This window comes from Streptosporangium sp. NPDC004631 (assembly GCF_053601935.1).
In genome coordinates, this window is the sequence record NZ_JBSGCR010000018.1 from 61,657 (window position 1) to 78,697 (window position 17,041).

Below are 17,041 nucleotides of genomic sequence, written 5' to 3' on the forward strand. Positions count from 1 at the left end.
CGAGGAGACCCGCGAAGATGACCGTCACCACAGAGCTGGCCGACGTCCTGACCTCCGCCGCCCTCCGCTGGGAGCGGGTGGCCTTCCAGACCGGCCCCGCCGACCGTCCCGGCGCGGAGGCGGGGGTACGGCTGGCCTACCGGATCGCCGGGCTGGCCGAACCCGAGAAGATCGTCTGGGTCGGCTCCCCCGCCGCGGGCGCGAGGGCCGTCGCCGCACTCGGCGCCGAAAGACCGGTGCGCGACGCGGTGCGGACCGGGCCGTGGGAGCGGGCGAGGGCCGACGCGCACGCCTCGCTCGGCATCACGACCTGGTCACTGGCCTGGTCGCTGACCGGTGGGCGGCTCTGGGATCCGGCGAACAGGCTGATCACCCAGATCCGCCGGGGCATCGCCGCGACGGAGGAGTCGGAGACGCTCGCGGCCGCGCTGCGCGCCTCCACCCTGGACGCCGTGCTGGGCCAGCAGGACGCGCCGTGGCTGTCGCTGTTCGACGCGCTGGACAGGCCGGAGGTGGAGGGGCTGGTCCAGGTCGCCCGGTCGGCGGGCTGGTGGTGGCCCTTCGAACAGGTGGCCGTCGTCTGCGAGCGCCCCTCCGAACTGCATCTCGACGACCTGTCGCGCCTGCACCGCGCCGACGGCCCGGCGCTGCTGTTCCCCGACGGCTTCGCGGTGCACGCCTGGGGCGGCATGCCCGTCCCGGCCGATTTCGCCGCCTCCATGGCGACGCTGACCCCGCAGCGCATCCGCGCCGAGGAGAACGCGGAGCTGCGCCGGGTCATGCTGGAGCACTTCGGCTACGACCGCTATCTCGCCGAGTCCGGCGCGACCCCGCTGCACCAGGACGAGACGGGCGTCCTCTGGCGGATCGAACTGCCCGAGGACGAGCCGGTCGTGATGGTCGAGGTGGTCAACTCCACCGCCGAGCCCGACGGCACCTTCCGTAAGTACTGGCTACGCGTCCCGCCGTCCGTCCGCACCGCCCGGGAGGGCGTGGCCTGGACCTTCAACCTGTCAGAGACCGACTACCGCCCCGCCCGGGAGACCTGAGGTCCGCCGGATCCGCCGCCCGCGACCGGGTTCACACGGGGGATACGCTCCAGGATCCCGCCGGCGAAGACGTCGTAGAGGCCGGTCCGTTCCAGGTGGACGTAGCCGATGTGACAGTCGCACAGGGCCGCCGGGCAGGCCCTGGCCTCCGGGCGGAACGTCCCGTCGTAGAGGTTGCCGAGGACGGCCGGGACGAAGTGGCAGCGCCGTACGGTGCCCTCGCCGTCCACCGAGATGACGGTGTCCCCCGTACGGCAGGGCTGCCCGGCGCTGCGGTGCGGCGTGCGGCTGTAGGGGAAGAGCCGGTCGATCTCGGTCCAGTGGGCCGCCTCGTCGTCGGTGTAGAGGTGCCCCTCGGCGGCGTTCACCCACAGATACACCTCGGCGGGCAGGTCGGCCCGCAGGCGCCGGGCCCGGTCCAGGTGCTCGGGCAGCCCGACGACGCCGACGCTGAAGCGGACCCCGCGGGTGACCAGGTCACGGCACCTGTCCAGGAAGCGCTCGTAGTCGACCTGGCCGGGGTGGTAGGTCACCCAGAGGGCGAGCGTGTCCAGGTCGGCCTCGGCCAGCCAGCCGGGGCGGCAGCTGAAGTTGGTCTGGATGGCGACCCGGCGGACGTGCGGGAGATGGCTGAGCTCGACCATCGCCCGCCGGTACCAGGACCGGACCAGCCCCTCGCCCCAGGGTGTGAACAGTATCGAGATCGGGCGCTCCCGCTCCGCCACCCACCCGGTGAAGCGCTCCAGCGCCGCCCGGTCCCGCCGCAGCCGCTCGGGGCTGTCGCGGCGCTTGGCGAACGGGCAGTAGGGACAGTCGTAGTCGCAGCTCGACAGCGGCCCCCGGTACAGGATCGTCAGGTGGCCTCCGGCACGGTCCTCTCCCCCGAGTCCCTGGAGGACGGGGAGGTGAACCCTCTCGCGCTCGTTCACCTGTCCTCGTATCCCGCCATCAGCTCGCGGACCCTGCCGGAGAACAGCGCCGGGCCGATCGCGTCGGAGTGGGCGAGCCCCTCGGGGGTGAGCCGGAGGCGGGTCTCACCGGCCCGCGCGGTCTCCAGCCAGCCCCGGGCCGCCAGGCGCTCCAGTTCCCCGCCGAAGTCGGCCGCCGCCTCGGTGCCGAAGCGCTCGCGGTAGGCGGCCGTGTCCAGCCCCTCGGCCTGCAGCAGCGACTGGATCAGATGGCGGCGGCGGCGCTCGCCGTCCTCCAGGCGGAACCCCACGTTGGCGACCGCGAACTCCTCCGGCGCGAGCCGTACGTAGTCGTCGATGATCGCGCGTACCCGGCCCGCGCCCACGGCGTACTCGTAGGAGTAGTGAAGATCGGAGGTGTAGGACCGGGCTCCGCAGCCGAGGCCGACCATGCCGTCGCTCTGGCAGCAGTACTCGGTCGCGCCGGAGGATCCCGGCAGCCGGAACATCCGCATCGAGACCTGCTCGTATCCGGCGGCGAGCAGCCGGTCGCGCCCCTGCCGGTAGAGGCCGAGCCGGTGGTCGTCCCAGTTGCGCGCGCGACGGCCCAGGCCGGTGAGCGGGCGGACGTACAGCGGGTAGAGGTAGATCTCCTCCGGCTCCCAGCCGAGCGCCGCGTCCAGCGAGTGACGCCAGGACCGCTCGGTCTGCCCGTCGATCCCGTAGATCAGGTCGATGTTGAGCGCCTCGAAGCCGGTCTCCCTGATCCGGCCGAGCGCCGCCTCCACCTCCTGCCGCCTCTGCGGCCGGACCGCCGCGCGCGCCTCGGCGTCGACGAAGCTCTGCACACCGATCGAGATCCGGGTCGTGCCCCGCTCCGCCAGGACGGCGAGCCGGTCGGCCGTCGCGGTCGCGGGCGAGGTCTCCACCGACAGCGGCACGGCCCGCAGGTCGGCGCCCATGATCCGCTCGGTGAGGTCGAACATCCGGGTGAGCTCGGCCGCGCTCAGGTAGGTCGGCGTGCCGCCGCCGATCGCCGCGGTGACGAACCGGGGGCCGTCCAGCGCGTCCCGTACGGCGTTCGCCTGACGCTCCAGGGCGTCCAGGTAGGCGGCGACGAGTTCCTCGGGGGCTCCGGTCCGGGTGAACAGGTTGCAGAATCCGCAGCGCATCTCACAGAACGGGATGTGCAGGTAGAGGAAGAGACCGCCGGACGGCTCGCCCTCCCACACCTCCCGGAGCGACGGGCGCGGATCCAGCGGCCGGTAGGCCGTCTTGTGCGGATAGGCGTAGACGTATCCCTGGTACGGTCCCGCGTCGATCGAACCACTCGGACCACCGGCCGGACTCGGCGTCAACGCCATTCTCCCCGCTCCATCGTGAACTCTCCGTAGGGCACGGTCCAGACGACCTCGTGGCCGATCCGATGACCGATGTATCCGTCTTCACCGTAGGCAGTGCCGTGATCGGAACAGACGATCGCGAACCCCGGCCGCCGAGCGCTCATCAGCGCGAAGAGCCGACCGATGTGCCGGTCCACGTACTCCAGCGCGGCGGCGTGGCTCCGCCTGTCGTCACCGTGCCCGGCGGTGGCGCCCGGCAGGTGGAACCAGTTCGGCTGGTGCAGCGCCGACACGTTGACGAACAGGAACACCGGCCCGTCCGCCCCCGCCACCGCCCGCTCGGCGCACGCGATCTGCGCCTCGAACGAGGTCGGCGAGGTCACCCCGAACGCCGGATCCCAGTGGCTCTCGGCGAACAGTCCCGGCAGCGCGGAACCGAGCGGGGTGAGCTTGTTGAAGAACCCCACTCCCCCGACGCAGACGGTGTGGTAGCCCGCCCCCGCCAGCCCGCCGGGCAGGTCGGGGGCGTCGAACGCCCATGTGGTCCCGGCCGTCGTCTCGCTGCCGGGGAACGCCGCCGCGAACAGCCGGGGATGCGGCCCCGGCGTAGCCGGGGTGGGCAGGAAGCCCGCCAGGATCGCGGCGTGCGCGGCGTAGGTGAAGCTCCCGGGGCTGTGCCGCCGTTCCCACCGCCCGCCGGGGAGCGCCCTGGCCAGAGTGGGCAGCCTCCCCGCGCCGATCAGCTCGTCGGCCACGTCGTAGCGGAGCGTGTCCAGCGTCACCAGCAGCAGGTCGTGGCCGCCCACGATGTCGTTCATGTCCCGCACGAGCCTCACCGCGCCCCCGTCCCCGCCACCGCCCCGGCCTTCGCCGTACGGCGGGCGATGACGGCCCTGACCTGGGCGTCATAGGCGTCCAGGCCCTCCGCGCCGCCGCCCGGCATCCCGGTCAGCCCGGGCAGCAGGTCGCCGAAGGCGTTGACCTCGGCCACCGCGACGTTCCGCCAGCCGACACCGATCATCAGGTCGACCCCGGCCGACAGGCTCCCGGGAAAACACGCCGCCGCCCCCGAGCAGGTCTCCAGAACCCGCTCCCAGCCTCGCGGGCCGAGCCGCCGCCTGACCGCGTCGAGATCACCGCGTTCCCCTCCGAGGTGCAGATTGGTCATGGGCGTGCGGCTCGCGCGGACCACCGCGTGCGTCGGCGTGCCGTCGACGACCACCACCCGCAGATCGATCGTCCGGCCGCCGAGCCCCGCCTTGGGAAACCACCGCTCCACGTGGAGCCCGTCACCGGCCAGCAGGTCGACGATCGCCGCCACGTCGATCTCGTCCTCGTAGGAACGCACCCGCAGCGAGTTGTACAGCCCACCGGCGGCCGGCTCCGCCGACGTCACCGCCTTCACCCGCTCTCCGGACGCCTGCAGGGCGACGACCCCTGAGGCCGAGGAACCGTGGGCGGGCTTGACGAACACCCGGCCCCACCCCGCCTCGCCCATCCGCTCGCGGAGCTCGGCGTAGCCGCCGATCGGCCCGGGCAGGGCGGGCGGCACCGGCACCCCCGCCTCCGACAGCCTCGCGTGGCACAGCCTCTTGTCGAACATCACTGCGATCTCGCCGACGTCGGCGAGCAGCACCGCTCCCGGCGTCCGCTCGACGGCCTCGCGGACGCGCGCCACGGCGGTCGTGAAGGCGGCGTACCAGGCGGCTCCGCCGCCGACCCGGGAGGGCTCGCCCGGCCCGCGCAGCAGCGCGTCGGCCGCGGCGTCGCCTCCGGGCGACTCGATCCGCACGAGCGTCCCCGGCTCCAGCCGGATCTCCGCGCCCCGGAGCACGGAGGTCCACGGCACGACCTCGGGTTCGCGCAGGCCGTTGCGGAGGCAGGCCTCGGCGAACATGGTCACCCGCCGTTCTCCGGGCGTGCCGACGACCGTCAGCGCGGTCGCTCCGGCACCTCCGCGTAACGCCGGGTCCTGTGGTGGGGCTGCGGCAGCACGCCCGGCGAGGGACGTCATACGCTCATGGATCATGGAAGAACCTGTTCGCTGATCGCGACGTGGCGCGTTGGGGAGACTCATGCGCGGATCGGCGACGCTACTCGGCCACCGCGACGTAACGCCACTCGTCGTCCGATCGCTCCTGCTCCGAGACGTCGACCTCGACGCCCGCGAGGGCCGTCTCGACGCGGCTCGTCATCGCGTCGCTCATGAAGTGGTGGTGCAGGTCGAGGCGCCTGAGGTGGGTCAGCGGCTGGCCGGACAGCAGCGCCTCGGCACCCTCGTCGGTGAGGACGCCCATCGACAGGGCCAGCGACTCCAGCCGCGCCACCACCGGAGCCGACGCCACCGCCGCCGCGATCTCGTCCTGGATCTCGCTGTCCTGCAACCCCAGGTGCCGCAGCGCGGGCAGCCTCTCCCCCGACAGGATCGGCTCCAGGTCCGCCACCGTGGCGTCCCCGCCGTACCCCGAGACGCCCAGCCACAGCTCCAGGTACTTCAGCGCGGGGAACTCGCTCTCGGCGACACCCCGGACCACCGAGGCGGGCAGCCCACCCGTCTCGAACCGGAGCATTCGCAGGTTGGCGTGCCTGACCGGGCGCAGCTCCAGCCCGGTTCCCCCCCTGACGTCCAGCCGCTCCAGCAGCGGGAACGCCTCCAGCAACGGGGTGACGTCACTCTGCTGGATCCAGGAGATCTCGCACTCCTCCGACGACATCTCCCCGAAGAAGAGCAACCGGAGCGCCGGGAACCGGGCGGCGTTCTCCACGAGCAGCCGGACGACGTCCGCCGAGCTCCTCTCGTAGGCCTCGCCCCATCCACCGATGATGATCGCCCTGACCTCGGCGGTGGCCACCGTCTCCAGGAAACGGCCGAACAGCTCCTCGAAGGTCTCCTCCGAATCGTGCACGTCCTCCGAGATCTGCCACACCACCTCACCGGCGGCGAGTGTCCGCACGTCGGCGGAGCTCAGGTCCGCGATCGGCAGGCCGGCGTAGTTTCCTCGGTAGAGGTCGTCGACCTCGTCGTTGAACTCGGTGTGGTCCATCCAGGGCTCCTGTCAGGCGAAACGTGACAGACCACGTCCTACCAGAGATCACCGACACTTCGAGAATCCTTCCTCCGGACTGGACGGGCAAAAACGGTCAGTCAAGATGAAGGTTATGGACAACGGCCGCATACGGCTCAGCTCGGCCTCCGGCCGCTGGGTCCTGCTCACCACGGTGCTCGGCTCGGGGATGGCCATGCTGGACGGCACGGTCGTCAACGTGGCGCTGCCCGCGCTCGGCGCCGATCTCAAGGCCGACATGGCCGGCCTGCAGTGGACGGTCAACGCCTACACCCTCACCCTGGCCGGGCTGATCCTGCTGGGCGGCTCGCTCGGCGACCGTTACGGCAGGCGCAAGGTCTTCCTGATCGGCGTCGTCTGGTTCGCGGTCGCCTCGGCCCTGTGCGGGCTGGCCCCCACCATCGAGACGCTGATCGCGGCCCGGGCGTTGCAGGGTGTCGGCGGGGCGCTGCTCACCCCCGGATCCCTCGCCATCATCCAGGCGTCCTTCGCCCGGGAGGACCGGCCCAGGGCGATCGGGGCCTGGTCGGGGCTGGGCGGGGTCGCGACGGCCATCGGACCTCTGCTCGGCGGGTGGCTGGTGGAGACGGCCGGCTGGCGATGGGTGTTCCTGATCAACCTGCCGCTGGCTGTGCTGGTGGTGGCGGTGGCCGTACGGCACGTGCCGGAGAGCAGGGACGTGCGGGCGGGAGGCCGGTTCGACGTGCTGGGCGCGGCGCTGGCCGCGCTGGCGCTGACCGGGATCACCTACGGCCTGATCGGCCTGGAGACGATCCCGCTCGTGGCGGGCCTGCTCCTGGGCACCGCGTTCGTCTGGCTGGAGATCAGGCGCTCGCCCGGCGCGCTCGTGCCGGTCGGGGTCTTCACCTCGAAGGTGTTCACCGCGGTCAACGTGGTGACGTTCGTCATGTACGCCGCGATGGGAGTGGTGTTCTTCCTGCTGGTCGTGCAGTTGCAGGTCTCGGCGGGCTTCTCCCCGACGGTGGCCGGGGCCGCGCTGATCCCGGCGACGGTCCTGATGCTGCTGCTGTCGGCCCCGGCGGGTGAGCTGGCCAAGCGGATCGGCGCCCGGATCCCGATGACGGCCGGCATCCTGACCTGCGCGGCCGGGATGCTGCTGATGTCACGGATCGGCGAGGGCTCGTCCTACGTCATGGATGTGCTGCCGGCGACGACCCTGTTCGGGCTGGGACTGTCGGCCGCGGTCGCCCCGCTCACCGCGACCGTGCTGGCCACCGCCGCCGAGCGCTACGCGGGGGTGGCCAGCGGGGTCAACAACGCCGTGGCCCGGACCGGCGGACTGCTCGCGGTCGCCGCGATCCCGCCGCTGGCCGGCCTGACCGGCGACGCCTTCGACTCCCCGCCCGTCTTCACCGCCGGGTTCCACACCACGATGCTGATCGCCGCGGCGATGATGGGCGTCGCCGCGGCGATCACCTCCCTCACCATCAGGGAGAACGTCCTGGCCGAGTCCCAGCCCCGGCCGGACTGCCCGGTGGCCGCCCCCCATCCGGGAAAATGACGCCTCCCCCTCCGGGGAACGACACCGCGCCGGCACCCGCCGGGCGGCCGGTGACACGGCGGCACACGGGCGGTACGGTTCCCCCGCCTCGCCCGCGGGCGAGGACGCGAGACCGCGGGGTCAGAAGGTGAACGCCTGGGTGCGGACGCTGTTGTCGAAGTTGGAGACCAGCAGTTCGGGCTCGCCGACCGAGCGGATCTCCGGCAGCCGGGTCAGCAGTTCGCGGAACATCGTCCTCATCTCCTGGCGGGCGAGGTTGGCGCCCAGGCAGAAGTGCGGGCCGGGACCGCCGAAGCCCACGTGCGGCTTGGTGTCGCGGGTGATGTCGAACCGGTCGGCGTCCGGGAAGACCTCCTCGTCGCGGTTGGCCGAGCCGTAGAAGAGCACGACCTTGTCCCCGGCCTTCAGACGCAGTCCGCGCAGGTCGTAGTCCTGGGTGACGGTGCGGCGGAACTGCATGATGGGCGAGACGTGGCGGACCATCTCCTCGATCGCCCCGCCGATGCGGGCGTCGAAGTCCTCCACCAGCAGACGGCGCTGCTCGGGGTTGTCGGTGAGCAGCTTGATGCCGTGGGCCATGGTGTTGCGGGCCGTCTCGTTCCCCGCCACCAGCAGGAGCGCGAAGAACGACCCCAGCTCGCGATCGGTCAGCCGCTCGCCGTCCACGTTGGCGGTGACCAGCGCCGAGACCAGGTCTCCCCCGGGCGCCTCCGCGCGCTCCCTGCCGAGTTTGATCACCAGACGTTGCAGGGCGAGCAGCGCCGTCATGTTCCGGGCGCCCATCCGGACCGTCTGCGCGAGGCTGGGCCGTACCCCGGTGTAGGCGGTGGAGACGTCCACATGCCGGTGCACCCGGGTCCGCACGTCGTCGGGGATGCCCATCATGTCGCAGATCACGTGGATGGGCAGCCGGGCGGCGACCTGGGCGACGAAGTCACCGGGGCCGGCGGCCACCACGTCGTCGACGATCCTCGCGCACGCCCCGTCGATGTCGCCCTGCAGGTTGCTCAGCATCCTGGGGCTGAACGCGCGGGAGACGATGCGCCGCAGCCGGGCGTGCCGGGGGTCGTCCATGTTCACCATGGACTCGCCGAACACGTGCTTGACCCAGCCGGGCGGCTCGGGGTTGGTCACCGCGGGCTCGCTGGAGAACACCTTGGCGTTGCGGCTGGCCTCCACCACGTCGGCGTGCCGGACGAGGGCGTAGAACCCCTTGCCCGAACGGAGCAGCGGCACCCGCCTCTCCGGGAAGAAGACCGGCCGGTCGAGCTCCCGCAGCCGCGCGAACGCCTCGTGCCGCTCCTTCGGCGGGCGGCGCCAGAACCCCAGATCAGCCAGGTCGATTCCCATACCCCAATCCTGGCACGTTCTTTACCCGCGCCCGCCCGCCGGGAACACGCTCCTCCACTCCGCGCTCAAAGGACCTTCGACGTCGCCCTGACGTGATGGCGGATCCGCTTGGCGAGCCTTCCCACGGAGACGCCCGGTTCGTCGGTGACGACCGCGCCGAACCTGGCCACGGCGGTTCCCCGGCGCGAGCCCACCCATCCGCGCAGTTTGACGGTGGTGGAGTCCCCCTTGTCGAGCGAGGAGATCAGGCAGGCCAGGGTCCGCCGCTTGACGGCACACCTGACGCTGCGCGGTCTGTCGATCACCTTGAGCCTGCGGAAGTGGCGGGAGAACTCCCCGACGAGCGCCACGTAGTGCTGGCCCCTGGCCTTCCGGTTGCGCACCTTCACGGTGTAGGTGAGGTATCCGCCCCGGCGGGTGTACTTGGGGAAGTAGACGTCGTAGTGGAAGTCGGCGGCGGTGGCGGCCGCGGCGGTGGTCATGGCGGTGGCCGCGGCGGGAGGTTGGACGAGGAGGGTACCGCCCAGCGCGGCGGCGAGAACCCCGGCGGCGAGCCTCTTGGCGACGTAACTCATATGCCGCATCATCTAACAAATCATTCAGAATTCCTGGCGATCAGATCAAGCGGGAGAGCGGCCCGCCGTACCGGAGTCCGCCGGCCCGGGGCCGCTCACCCGCGTCCGCGCCGTCAGCCCAGGTACGGCTCCAGGTGCTCGTTGAGCGCGCCGCAGCCCAGATACTTCTCCACCGTGTGGAAGTCGAGCCAGTCGAGGTTCACCAGCGTCTCCTGGTCGACCCCGGTGAAGCACCCTCGCAGCGCCGCCGGGATGGCCGCGATGTCATCCTTATCGGCGATGTTCACCCATCGCCGGACATGTGGCGGTTTTTCACCCCAGCCGTTGACCGGGGCGGGCAACAGGCGGTCGAAGATCACGTTGCGCATGCCGAGCGGGCTGCCGAGAGTGATCAGCAGATCCACCTCCGGGCCGGGATCGGCCCAGAGCGCCTCGTAGGTCACCACGCTGCCGAGCGAGTGCGCGATCACCACCTCCGGCCGACTGCGCTCGATCACCTCCGCCACGGCGAGACGCGCCTTCGCCCGCGTCTCGCCGTCGGCGGTCATGTACGCGGCGACCTCGGGGCAGAAGAACCTGGCGAAGTCGGCGGCCTTGGCCTGCAGGCGGTCCAGCAGCCAGCCGGTCATCCGGTGCAGCGCGCCGGTCAGCCCCTCCCCCAGCGAGCCGGGCAGCCCCTCCCTCAGCGAGCCGAGCTGCCCGGCCCACGCGACGAAGACCTGCTGGGACGGGACGTCCATGGTCTGCACGGCGCGAGGAGACTCGTCCTTGTGCTCCCCCAGCAGGTGGGCGTAGTAGGCGATCTCGGTGATATACCGCTGCCGGTCGTACGGCAGGCCGCCGGTCAGCCCCCTGTGCAGATAACGGTCCCACTTGTCGCGCACCGCCGCGGCCGCGTCGCCCACCGAGTTTCCGGCCTCCCGGTAGTAGTGGTACTTGCCTATCCCGTGCACGCCGACAATCTTGCCCACGCGTTCCCGCCCTTCCGTTCGCGGATCCGTGCGGCCCCCCAGGTCACTGTGACGGAAAAAGACCGGGACTCACAAGTCCGTATCCGTCGCCCCATTCAGGATGGGCATAAATCACTTGATCAATAGGTTTGTCCTCTCGATATCCTGGACGCACACCCCGATCAAGACGTCCCGGTGCACCCCGTGGGAAGGAGGCGGTCGCCATGTCGGGCCCACTTCAGGTCAGCGACTCGGTCTCCGTCCCCGAGGCCGAGCTCCACTGGCGGTTCTCCCGTTCCTCGGGCCCCGGCGGGCAGGGGGTCAACACCACCGACAGCCGGGTCGAGCTCAGCTTCGACCTGGCCGCCACCGAGGCGCTCGACCCGGCACTCAAGGTCCGCGCCCTGCAGCGCCTCGGACCCCGCCTGGTGAACGGGGTCATCACCATCGCCGCCTCCGAGTTCCGCTCCCAGCTGCGCAACCGCGAGGCCGCCGAGACGCGCCTGGCCCGGCTCCTGCGGGAGGCCGTCGCCCCGCCGCCCAGGAGGCGCCGCCCCACCAAGCCCAGCAGGGGCGCCGTCGAGCGGCGGATCTCCGCCAAGAAGCGCCGTTCCGACCTCAAGCGGCTGCGCCGGGACGACCACTAGGCCTCCGTTCTCCGGACGTGGCGCCTCGTCGCCGCCCGGAACGCCGAGAGGTCCGGCGCCGCGGGTGGTCGCCCCGGACCGGCCCGGATCGGGTAAGGACGCGCCGGCGCTTACGGGCAGGGGAACCTTACCTTCAGGGCACGGTGACTTTGAGTAGTCGATCTGAAACACTCGGTCACTGTCGGGCTGAGCCCCGAGCCGGACGACGAGTCGGCCCATCCAGCCCGCGGTCCCTCTCCGCAGTACAGACAAGGAGCATGTCCCCATGTTCACCATCCGCAGGATCTCCGCGCTCGCCGCCCTCTCCGCGAGCCTCCTCGCCGCCGTCGTGGTCGCCGGGGCGGGTCCGGCCTCGGCCGCCCCCGACGGCAGGATCTTCATCCGGAACGAGGGCGGAAACCAGAATCTGGATGTGTCCGAGGGGGACGTCAGACCGGGCGCGGTCGTGCTGACCTACACCCCCAACTGGCAGGACAACCAGAAGTGGATCCTGGACAGGCAGAACGACGGCACCTTCCACATCATCACCGTCGTCGACCCCGACCTCTGCGTCACCGCCGAGTCGCCCCGGAGCACCACCGGTCAGATCAAACTGCGCATGTGCGACACCCGAGCAGCCCAGAAGTGGCACTTCTCGCCCGAGGGCCCCAACATCGGCCTGTTCGAAAGCGCCAGGTACGAGGGGCTGTCCCTGGCCGCCGGAGACGACGAGGCCGGCGCCGTTCTCAGCCCGACCGACCCCGACGACGACTACCAGCGGTGGAGCTTCATCGACGCGTCCTGACTCGGCGAAACCCCCTGCCGCGGACCTCGTGACCACAGGTGGCCGGCCTCGCCCCCTGCGGCACGCGCGGGACGAGGCCGACCACCGTCCAGCGGCGGCGCCCGGTCACCTGCGGACCGGGGTCTCCACGGTCAAGGTGACAGAATGAACAGATGCCTCTCGTCCCCAGCGTCCGCGCGGTTCTCCTCGACGACGACCGGCTCGTGCTGTTCCGGCGTACGGTTCCCGGCGAGGAGCTCTACTGGTCCATCCCCGGCGGCCACGTCGAGCCCGGGGACGCCTCCCTGGAACACACCCTGCACCGCGAGGTGCTGGAGGAGCTGGGCGCCACCGTCTCCGGCGTCACCCCGCTGACCACCCTGGAGTGCGTCCGCGAGGAGGGCGTCAAGACCCAGCACGTCTACGGCTGCCGCCTGGTCTCCATGGATCTCGCCCTGCGCTGCGGCCCGGAGTTCTCCGACCCCGCCAGGGGTCTCTACGAGGTGGTCCGGCTACCGCTCGATCCCGCCGAGATCACCGCCATCAACCTGGTCCCCCCGGAACTCGGCGCCTACCTGGCCGACCACATCACCAGGCTGCCCGAGCTGATCTCCTGACCCGGCCCCGGATCCCCGCCGGCCCGGCACGACCTTCCCGGACGCCCCGCTCCCCGGACGGTTAGCAGACCTTCCCAGCCTGCCGCGGCGCCGCCTCCCCGGGTGGTCGCGCTCCCCGGGCGGCCCTGGCGGACCCTCCCGGGCGATCGTGTCAGGTACCGTTGTCGATCATCTCGATCAGGTCGGCGACCGAGTCGGCCACCTGGGAGGGGCGGAACGGGTAACGGTCCACCTGGTCCCTGGTCGTGACGCCGCTGAGCACCAGGATCGTGTGGAGCCCCGCCTCCATCCCGGAGACGATGTCGGTGTCCATCCGGTCGCCGATCATGGCGGTGCTCTCGCTGTGGCCGTCGATGGCACGCAGCGCGCTGCGCATCATCATCGGGTTGGGCTTGCCGACGAAGTAGGGCTGCACACCGGTCGCCTTGGTGATCAACGCCGCGACCGCACCGCAGGCGGGCAGCGAGCCCTCGTTCGACGGGCCGACCGGGTCGGGGTTGGTCGCGATGAAGCGGGCCCCGCCCTCGATCAGCCGGATGGCCCGGGTGATCTGGGTGAAGCTGTAGGTACGGGTCTCACCGAGCACCACGTAGTCGGGCTGGATATCGGTCAGGATGTAACCCGCCTCGTGCAGGGCGGTGGTCAGGCCCGCCTCACCGATCACGTAGGCGGAGCCGCCGGGACGCTGGCCGTCCAGAAACCTGGCCGTGGCCAGCGCCGAGGTCCAGATCGACCGGGCGGGGATGTCAAGACCGGCGGCGCGCAGCCGTACGGCCAGGTCGCGCGGGGTGTAGATGGAGTTGTTGGTGAGCACCAGGAACCGTCTGCCGGACTCGCGCAGGCGCCGGATGAACTCGTCCGCACCGGGGACGGGGTGGCCCTCGTGGACGAGAACCCCGTCCATGTCCGACAGCCAGCACTCGATCGGCTTGCGTTCCTCCATCACTCCCCCGTGTTCTCTCCGCGGTCCCGCACGACGGACCCAGGACAAGGGTGACAGGTGAGACGGGGCCGCGTGTCATCAGGTCCACCGCACCGCTCTACTGCTCGATGCGCCAGGACTGTTCCTCGACCAGTTCCCTGCTGCGCCAGCCGTAGGGGGTGCGGATCAGGCGGTGGTGATACCACCCGCCGCCGCGGACAAGCCCGGCCTCGCCGCCGGGGACCGCGCCCCTGGACCGCGCGAGCGTGCCGGTGAACGAGACCGTGACCACGGCCTCGTCCCCCTCGAACCTGATGACCGGCACCCCGATCAGGTGATGACGCCCCGGCCAGCGTGACAGCGTCTCGGCCAGCCACCGCCGCGCCTCGTCCCGGGTGCCGCGGACACCGCCGGACGCGGTGTAGTCGATCACCGCGTCCGCGGTGAACACGAGGTCGAGCCGTGCCCAGTCCCCGTTGTCCACGGCGTAGGCGTACTTGGCGAGCAGGTCGCCGATCTCCAGCCGGTCCGCGATCTCCCGTTCCCTCATACCCATATCCAACTAAACGCATGGTAAAGGCGCGAGGGCCTCCGGCACCGCCTCGGGGCGGCGCCGGGTGAACCGGTCCGCGGGTCGAGGTTGAGATCGTGGAGGACGTCCCCGGCGTCCCTGGCCTCCGGCCCGGCTCACCCCGGCGAGGCGGGCCTGTGCTCAGACCCCCGTACGGCGGCGCCGCGATCGGTGGTTCACTTGCCGGATGAACGACAGCGACGATCTGATCGGCGAGCTCCGGCGCCTCGCCGTCCGGTACGGCTCGGCCCCCGCGGAGGTGCTGCCGACCAGGCCGGACGTGATCATCGTGCGGGCCGGATCCGTCGTGGTGAAGGCCCACTCCCCCGGGGCGGAGCGGGCGCCGCTGGTGCGGCGGATGCACGCGGTCGCGGGGCCGGCACTGCGCGAGATCATGCTTGAACCGCTGACCGAGGAGGTCACGGTCGTCGGTGACCGGCTGGTCACCGTGTGGCCGGCCGGAACCCCGGTGGACCATCACGATCCGGACGCGGCCCCCTGGGAGGCGGCGGCGCGGCTGCTGGCGCGGCTGCACGCCGTGCCGGCGCGGACGCTGCCCCCGCTGCCCCCGCTGCCCCCGGCGGGCGGCCCGGCCCGGGTGGCCGCGATGGTCTCCCGGCTGGAGCACGGCTCGGCCGCGGCGCTCGTCGTGCGCCGGGCCCTGGCCTGCCTGCCCCCGGCACCGCCCGGTCCGGCCACGCCGGCGCACGGCGACTGGCACCTGGGCCAGATGGTCCGGATCCGGGGCGAGTGGATCCTCATCGACGTCGACGACCTGGGGATCGGCGACCCCGCCTGGGACCTGGCCAGACCCGCCGCCTGGTTCGCCGCCGGGCTGCTGGAGCCGGAGGTCTGGCACCGCTTCCTCACGGCGTACCGCATGGCGGGCGGGCACGCCGCCGGAGCGGACGGCGACCCGTGGGAGCGGCTGGACCTGCCGGCGCAGGCGATGACCGTGCAGCTCACGGCGGCGGCGGTGGCCAAGGCCGAGCGGGAGGGACGGCCACTGGACGAGGTCGAGCAGATCCTCGTCGATACCTGCCAAAGGATTGTCCGGTTCCGAAGCGCCTGCCATAGTGTGCCCACGCAGTAGGTTGTGGTTACGTCAACGACAACCCCGGGAACAAGGAGATCAGCCAGATGCAGTGCCCGAAGTGTCGGGGCGCGATGCGCACTTACGAGCGCAACGGCGTCCACATCGACCAGTGCGACAGCTGTCGCGGCATCTTCCTGGACTATGGCGAGCTTGAGACGCTGACCCGGATGGAGAGCCAGTGGTCCCAGCAGCGCCACGCGGCTCCCCCGCCGCCTCCGCCGCCCCCGCCGATGCACCACGGCGCCCCCGGCTGGGGCGCGCAGCACGGCCACTACGGCCACCACCGCCAGCGCAGCTGGGTGGGCATGCTGTTCTCGTCCTGATCCGACCGGGGGGACGCCGAGACCGCGATCTCACCACCGGGATCGCGGTCTTCTCGTCTCCGGCTCCTCCCCACGGTTCCCCGACGGCCCCGGGCCCGCCCCGCCGATCCCTCCCGGCGGCGGGCGGAGCGGCGGGTCAGCCGGGGAAGTCGCCCGGCTTGATGCGCTTGGGCCGTACATTGCCGCCCGCGACGGCGTTGAGGGTGATGGTCCAGTCGGTCCAGCGGACCTGGGTCGCGGTGTGCACCGTTCTGAACAGCACGGACTTGCCGAACTGCTCGAAGGTGCACGACCGGGTGAAGCCGCGCACCCTGGAGTCCCAGTCGGTGCCGAGGGTGTAGTAGATGTTGTACTTTCCGTCCCGTACGCCCTGGACCCTGAACTTCGACTTCCTGCGGACGTAGACGGTGATCACCTTCTTCTTGCCGCGTACCAGCACGACGACCGCGTCCTGCCTGTTGCCGTTCCTCAGTTCGAGGTAGGCGCGCCCGGGGCGGCCCTCGGACTTGATGAAGGCGCCGTTGCGCAGGCGGCGGGACCTCTTCTCCGAGACCTTCACCGGCACGACGTCGGTGCGGTACTCGCCCAGGGCGGCCAGGGCGGCCGCGCTCTGCAGAAGAGGCGACACCTGGCCCGTCTCCTCCAGCCCGGTCAGCACACCGGCCCCGGTGCAGACCTCCTGGGCCCGCACGTCCTCCTGGGCGCCGGCCAGCATGCCGGTGAACCGCCGGAGCGTGCCAACGTAGTCGCCGTGCGGGATCTTGATCTCGGCCGGCGGGGTCAGGGCCTCCAGGCCGGCGACCGCCCCCTCCAGGGTGGCGACCGTCTGTTCCAGCCGCCGGTCGAGCCCTTTGCCGCCGGTCGCGTTCAGCTTTCCGAGCGCGTCCCTGATGGGGCCGCGCGCCCTGTCGAGCTCGGCCCGGTATGCCTCGGGGGTCAGGTCCACCGTGGTGGGCGAACCGGTGGAGGGGGATGTGGGCGGCTCGCCACCGGCCCCCTGCCCCGACCCCACCACACCGCCCGCGGTGGCCGGGCCGACCACGGGCTCGGCGGGGCCGGTGAAGGTGCAGGCGCTCAGGGTCAGCATGGTGACCACGGCGCAGGAGAGCAGTCGGGGGGCAGTCACGCCTCACTATCGCCTGATCGACAACAACCCGTCAAACGCCCGGAACCGGGCCGTGTTTCCGGGTGACCGCCCCTCCCCGCGAGAGGCAGGTCAGGGACATGTCAAGGGCCCGCCGCGTCGGGAACACGACAGTGCGTCCGTCGGAGCGCACGGTCGCGGCCCACCGCCCGCACGACGGCCGATCGCCCGCCACCGGGAAAAATAAAGCACTTCC

At 71.6% G+C, this 17,041-nt stretch carries 18 protein-coding genes; 7 read left to right on the forward strand and 11 right to left on the reverse strand.

The window, feature by feature from the left end; genetic code table 11:
• Nucleotides 1-17: 17 nt before the first annotated feature.
• Nucleotides 18-1,049, forward strand: coding sequence for a DUF6745 domain-containing protein (locus ACWEF2_RS19360; protein ID WP_453816957.1), 1,032 nt, complete (start codon nt 18-20; stop codon nt 1,047-1,049).
• Here ACWEF2_RS19360 and ACWEF2_RS19365 read toward each other — a convergent pair.
• The 5 genes from ACWEF2_RS19365 to ACWEF2_RS19385 form a co-directional block, all read right to left on the reverse strand.
• Nucleotides 1,025-1,906 carry an STM4011 family radical SAM protein gene (locus tag ACWEF2_RS19365; protein WP_453817058.1) on the reverse strand — a complete coding sequence of 294 codons (882 nt, stop codon included), beginning with the start codon at nt 1,904-1,906 and terminating at the stop codon, nt 1,025-1,027. The two genes, ACWEF2_RS19360 and ACWEF2_RS19365, sit on opposite strands and share 25 nt — an antisense overlap.
• 68 nt (nt 1,907-1,974) lie before the next feature.
• Nucleotides 1,975-3,321, reverse strand: a complete 1,347-nt coding sequence (locus ACWEF2_RS19370; RefSeq protein WP_453816959.1) for an STM4012 family radical SAM protein — start codon at nt 3,319-3,321, stop codon at nt 1,975-1,977.
• On the reverse strand, nt 3,312-4,118 hold the full coding sequence (locus tag ACWEF2_RS19375) for an STM4013/SEN3800 family hydrolase (protein ID WP_453817060.1): 807 nt from the start codon (nt 4,116-4,118) through the stop codon (nt 3,312-3,314). The genes ACWEF2_RS19370 and ACWEF2_RS19375 overlap by 10 nt, the downstream gene beginning before the upstream one ends.
• A gap of 14 nt (nt 4,119-4,132) precedes the next feature.
• Nucleotides 4,133-5,329 (reverse strand): STM4014 family protein, encoded by a 1,197-nt coding sequence (locus ACWEF2_RS19380; RefSeq protein ID WP_453816961.1) that lies wholly within the window; start codon nt 5,327-5,329, stop codon nt 4,133-4,135.
• A 64-nt stretch (nt 5,330-5,393) separates the two neighbouring features.
• Nucleotides 5,394-6,344, reverse strand: a complete 951-nt coding sequence (locus ACWEF2_RS19385; RefSeq protein WP_453816963.1) for an STM4015 family protein — start codon at nt 6,342-6,344, stop codon at nt 5,394-5,396.
• 115 nt (nt 6,345-6,459) lie between these two features.
• Between ACWEF2_RS19385 and ACWEF2_RS19390 the strand changes: the two genes are divergently transcribed.
• Nucleotides 6,460-7,887 (forward strand): MFS transporter, encoded by a 1,428-nt coding sequence (locus ACWEF2_RS19390; protein WP_453816965.1) that lies wholly within the window; start codon nt 6,460-6,462, stop codon nt 7,885-7,887.
• 120 nt (nt 7,888-8,007) lie between these two features.
• Here the strand turns inward: ACWEF2_RS19390 and ACWEF2_RS19395 are convergent, their stop codons facing one another.
• From ACWEF2_RS19395 to ACWEF2_RS19405, 3 genes are all read right to left on the reverse strand, one after another.
• A complete protein-coding gene (locus ACWEF2_RS19395; RefSeq protein ID WP_453816967.1) occupies nt 8,008-9,237 on the reverse strand; it encodes a cytochrome P450 in 1,230 nt (409 codons plus the stop codon).
• A 65-nt stretch (nt 9,238-9,302) separates the two neighbouring features.
• Nucleotides 9,303-9,812, reverse strand: coding sequence for a hypothetical protein (locus tag ACWEF2_RS19400; protein ID WP_453816969.1), 510 nt, complete (start codon nt 9,810-9,812; stop codon nt 9,303-9,305).
• Nucleotides 9,813-9,925: 113 nt separating this feature from the next.
• Nucleotides 9,926-10,783, reverse strand: a complete 858-nt coding sequence (locus tag ACWEF2_RS19405) for a hypothetical protein (protein WP_453816971.1) — start codon at nt 10,781-10,783, stop codon at nt 9,926-9,928.
• 203 nt (nt 10,784-10,986) lie between these two features.
• Between ACWEF2_RS19405 and arfB the strand changes: the two genes are divergently transcribed.
• The 3 genes from arfB to ACWEF2_RS19420 all read left to right on the forward strand — a co-directional run bounded on the left by arfB (nt 10,987) and on the right by ACWEF2_RS19420 (nt 12,789).
• A complete protein-coding gene (gene arfB / locus ACWEF2_RS19410; protein WP_453816972.1) occupies nt 10,987-11,409 on the forward strand; it encodes an alternative ribosome rescue aminoacyl-tRNA hydrolase ArfB in 423 nt (140 codons plus the stop codon).
• A gap of 265 nt (nt 11,410-11,674) precedes the next feature.
• Nucleotides 11,675-12,193 (forward strand): RICIN domain-containing protein, encoded by a 519-nt coding sequence (locus ACWEF2_RS19415; RefSeq protein WP_453816974.1) that lies wholly within the window; start codon nt 11,675-11,677, stop codon nt 12,191-12,193.
• A gap of 152 nt (nt 12,194-12,345) precedes the next feature.
• On the forward strand, nt 12,346-12,789 hold the full coding sequence (locus tag ACWEF2_RS19420; RefSeq protein WP_453816976.1) for an NUDIX hydrolase: 444 nt from the start codon (nt 12,346-12,348) through the stop codon (nt 12,787-12,789).
• A 151-nt stretch (nt 12,790-12,940) separates the two neighbouring features.
• Here the strand turns inward: ACWEF2_RS19420 and ACWEF2_RS19425 are convergent, their stop codons facing one another.
• Both ACWEF2_RS19425 and ACWEF2_RS19430 read right to left on the reverse strand, forming a co-directional pair.
• Nucleotides 12,941-13,732: an HAD-IIA family hydrolase gene (locus ACWEF2_RS19425; protein ID WP_355597141.1), complete on the reverse strand. Its 792-nt coding sequence runs from the start codon at nt 13,730-13,732 to the stop codon at nt 12,941-12,943.
• A 97-nt stretch (nt 13,733-13,829) separates the two neighbouring features.
• The gene (locus ACWEF2_RS19430) at nt 13,830-14,261 is read right to left on the reverse strand and encodes a nuclear transport factor 2 family protein (protein WP_453816979.1); all 432 of its coding nucleotides are present in this window, start codon (nt 14,259-14,261) and stop codon (nt 13,830-13,832) included.
• 208 nt (nt 14,262-14,469) lie between these two features.
• Here ACWEF2_RS19430 and ACWEF2_RS19435 point away from each other — a divergent pair, with 208 nt between their 5' ends.
• Both ACWEF2_RS19435 and ACWEF2_RS19440 read left to right on the forward strand, forming a co-directional pair.
• Nucleotides 14,470-15,375, forward strand: a complete 906-nt coding sequence (locus ACWEF2_RS19435; RefSeq protein ID WP_453816981.1) for a phosphotransferase family protein — start codon at nt 14,470-14,472, stop codon at nt 15,373-15,375.
• Nucleotides 15,376-15,422: 47 nt separating this feature from the next.
• Nucleotides 15,423-15,701, forward strand: coding sequence for a TFIIB-type zinc ribbon-containing protein (locus tag ACWEF2_RS19440; RefSeq protein WP_355597137.1), 279 nt, complete (start codon nt 15,423-15,425; stop codon nt 15,699-15,701).
• 136 nt (nt 15,702-15,837) lie between these two features.
• On the opposite strand, the gene ACWEF2_RS19445 is transcribed toward ACWEF2_RS19440, so the two are convergent.
• Nucleotides 15,838-16,827 (reverse strand): hypothetical protein, encoded by a 990-nt coding sequence (locus ACWEF2_RS19445; protein WP_453816984.1) that lies wholly within the window; start codon nt 16,825-16,827, stop codon nt 15,838-15,840.
• Nucleotides 16,828-17,041: the final 214 nt, after the last annotated feature.

Excerpts from the sequence above, each read along its gene's own strand:
- ACWEF2_RS19360 (WP_453816957.1), top strand. The coding sequence starts at position 18 with ATGACCGTCACCACAGAGCTGGCCGACGTCCTGACCTCCGCCGCCCTC.
- ACWEF2_RS19370 (WP_453816959.1), bottom strand. The coding sequence starts at position 3,321 with ATGGCGTTGACGCCGAGTCCGGCCGGTGGTCCGAGTGGTTCGATCGAC.
- ACWEF2_RS19375 (WP_453817060.1), bottom strand. The coding sequence starts at position 4,118 with ATGAACGACATCGTGGGCGGCCACGACCTGCTGCTGGTGACGCTGGAC.
- ACWEF2_RS19380 (WP_453816961.1), bottom strand. The coding sequence starts at position 5,329 with ATGATCCATGAGCGTATGACGTCCCTCGCCGGGCGTGCTGCCGCAGCC.
- ACWEF2_RS19385 (WP_453816963.1), bottom strand. The coding sequence starts at position 6,344 with ATGGACCACACCGAGTTCAACGACGAGGTCGACGACCTCTACCGAGGA.
- ACWEF2_RS19390 (WP_453816965.1), top strand. The coding sequence starts at position 6,460 with ATGGACAACGGCCGCATACGGCTCAGCTCGGCCTCCGGCCGCTGGGTC.
- ACWEF2_RS19395 (WP_453816967.1), bottom strand. The coding sequence starts at position 9,237 with ATGGGAATCGACCTGGCTGATCTGGGGTTCTGGCGCCGCCCGCCGAAG.
- ACWEF2_RS19400 (WP_453816969.1), bottom strand. The coding sequence starts at position 9,812 with ATGAGTTACGTCGCCAAGAGGCTCGCCGCCGGGGTTCTCGCCGCCGCG.
- arfB (WP_453816972.1), top strand. The coding sequence starts at position 10,987 with ATGTCGGGCCCACTTCAGGTCAGCGACTCGGTCTCCGTCCCCGAGGCC.
- ACWEF2_RS19415 (WP_453816974.1), top strand. The coding sequence starts at position 11,675 with ATGTTCACCATCCGCAGGATCTCCGCGCTCGCCGCCCTCTCCGCGAGC.
- ACWEF2_RS19420 (WP_453816976.1), top strand. The coding sequence starts at position 12,346 with ATGCCTCTCGTCCCCAGCGTCCGCGCGGTTCTCCTCGACGACGACCGG.
- ACWEF2_RS19425 (WP_355597141.1), bottom strand. The coding sequence starts at position 13,732 with ATGGAGGAACGCAAGCCGATCGAGTGCTGGCTGTCGGACATGGACGGG.
- ACWEF2_RS19430 (WP_453816979.1), bottom strand. The coding sequence starts at position 14,261 with ATGAGGGAACGGGAGATCGCGGACCGGCTGGAGATCGGCGACCTGCTC.
- ACWEF2_RS19435 (WP_453816981.1), top strand. The coding sequence starts at position 14,470 with ATGAACGACAGCGACGATCTGATCGGCGAGCTCCGGCGCCTCGCCGTC.
- ACWEF2_RS19440 (WP_355597137.1), top strand. The coding sequence starts at position 15,423 with ATGCAGTGCCCGAAGTGTCGGGGCGCGATGCGCACTTACGAGCGCAAC.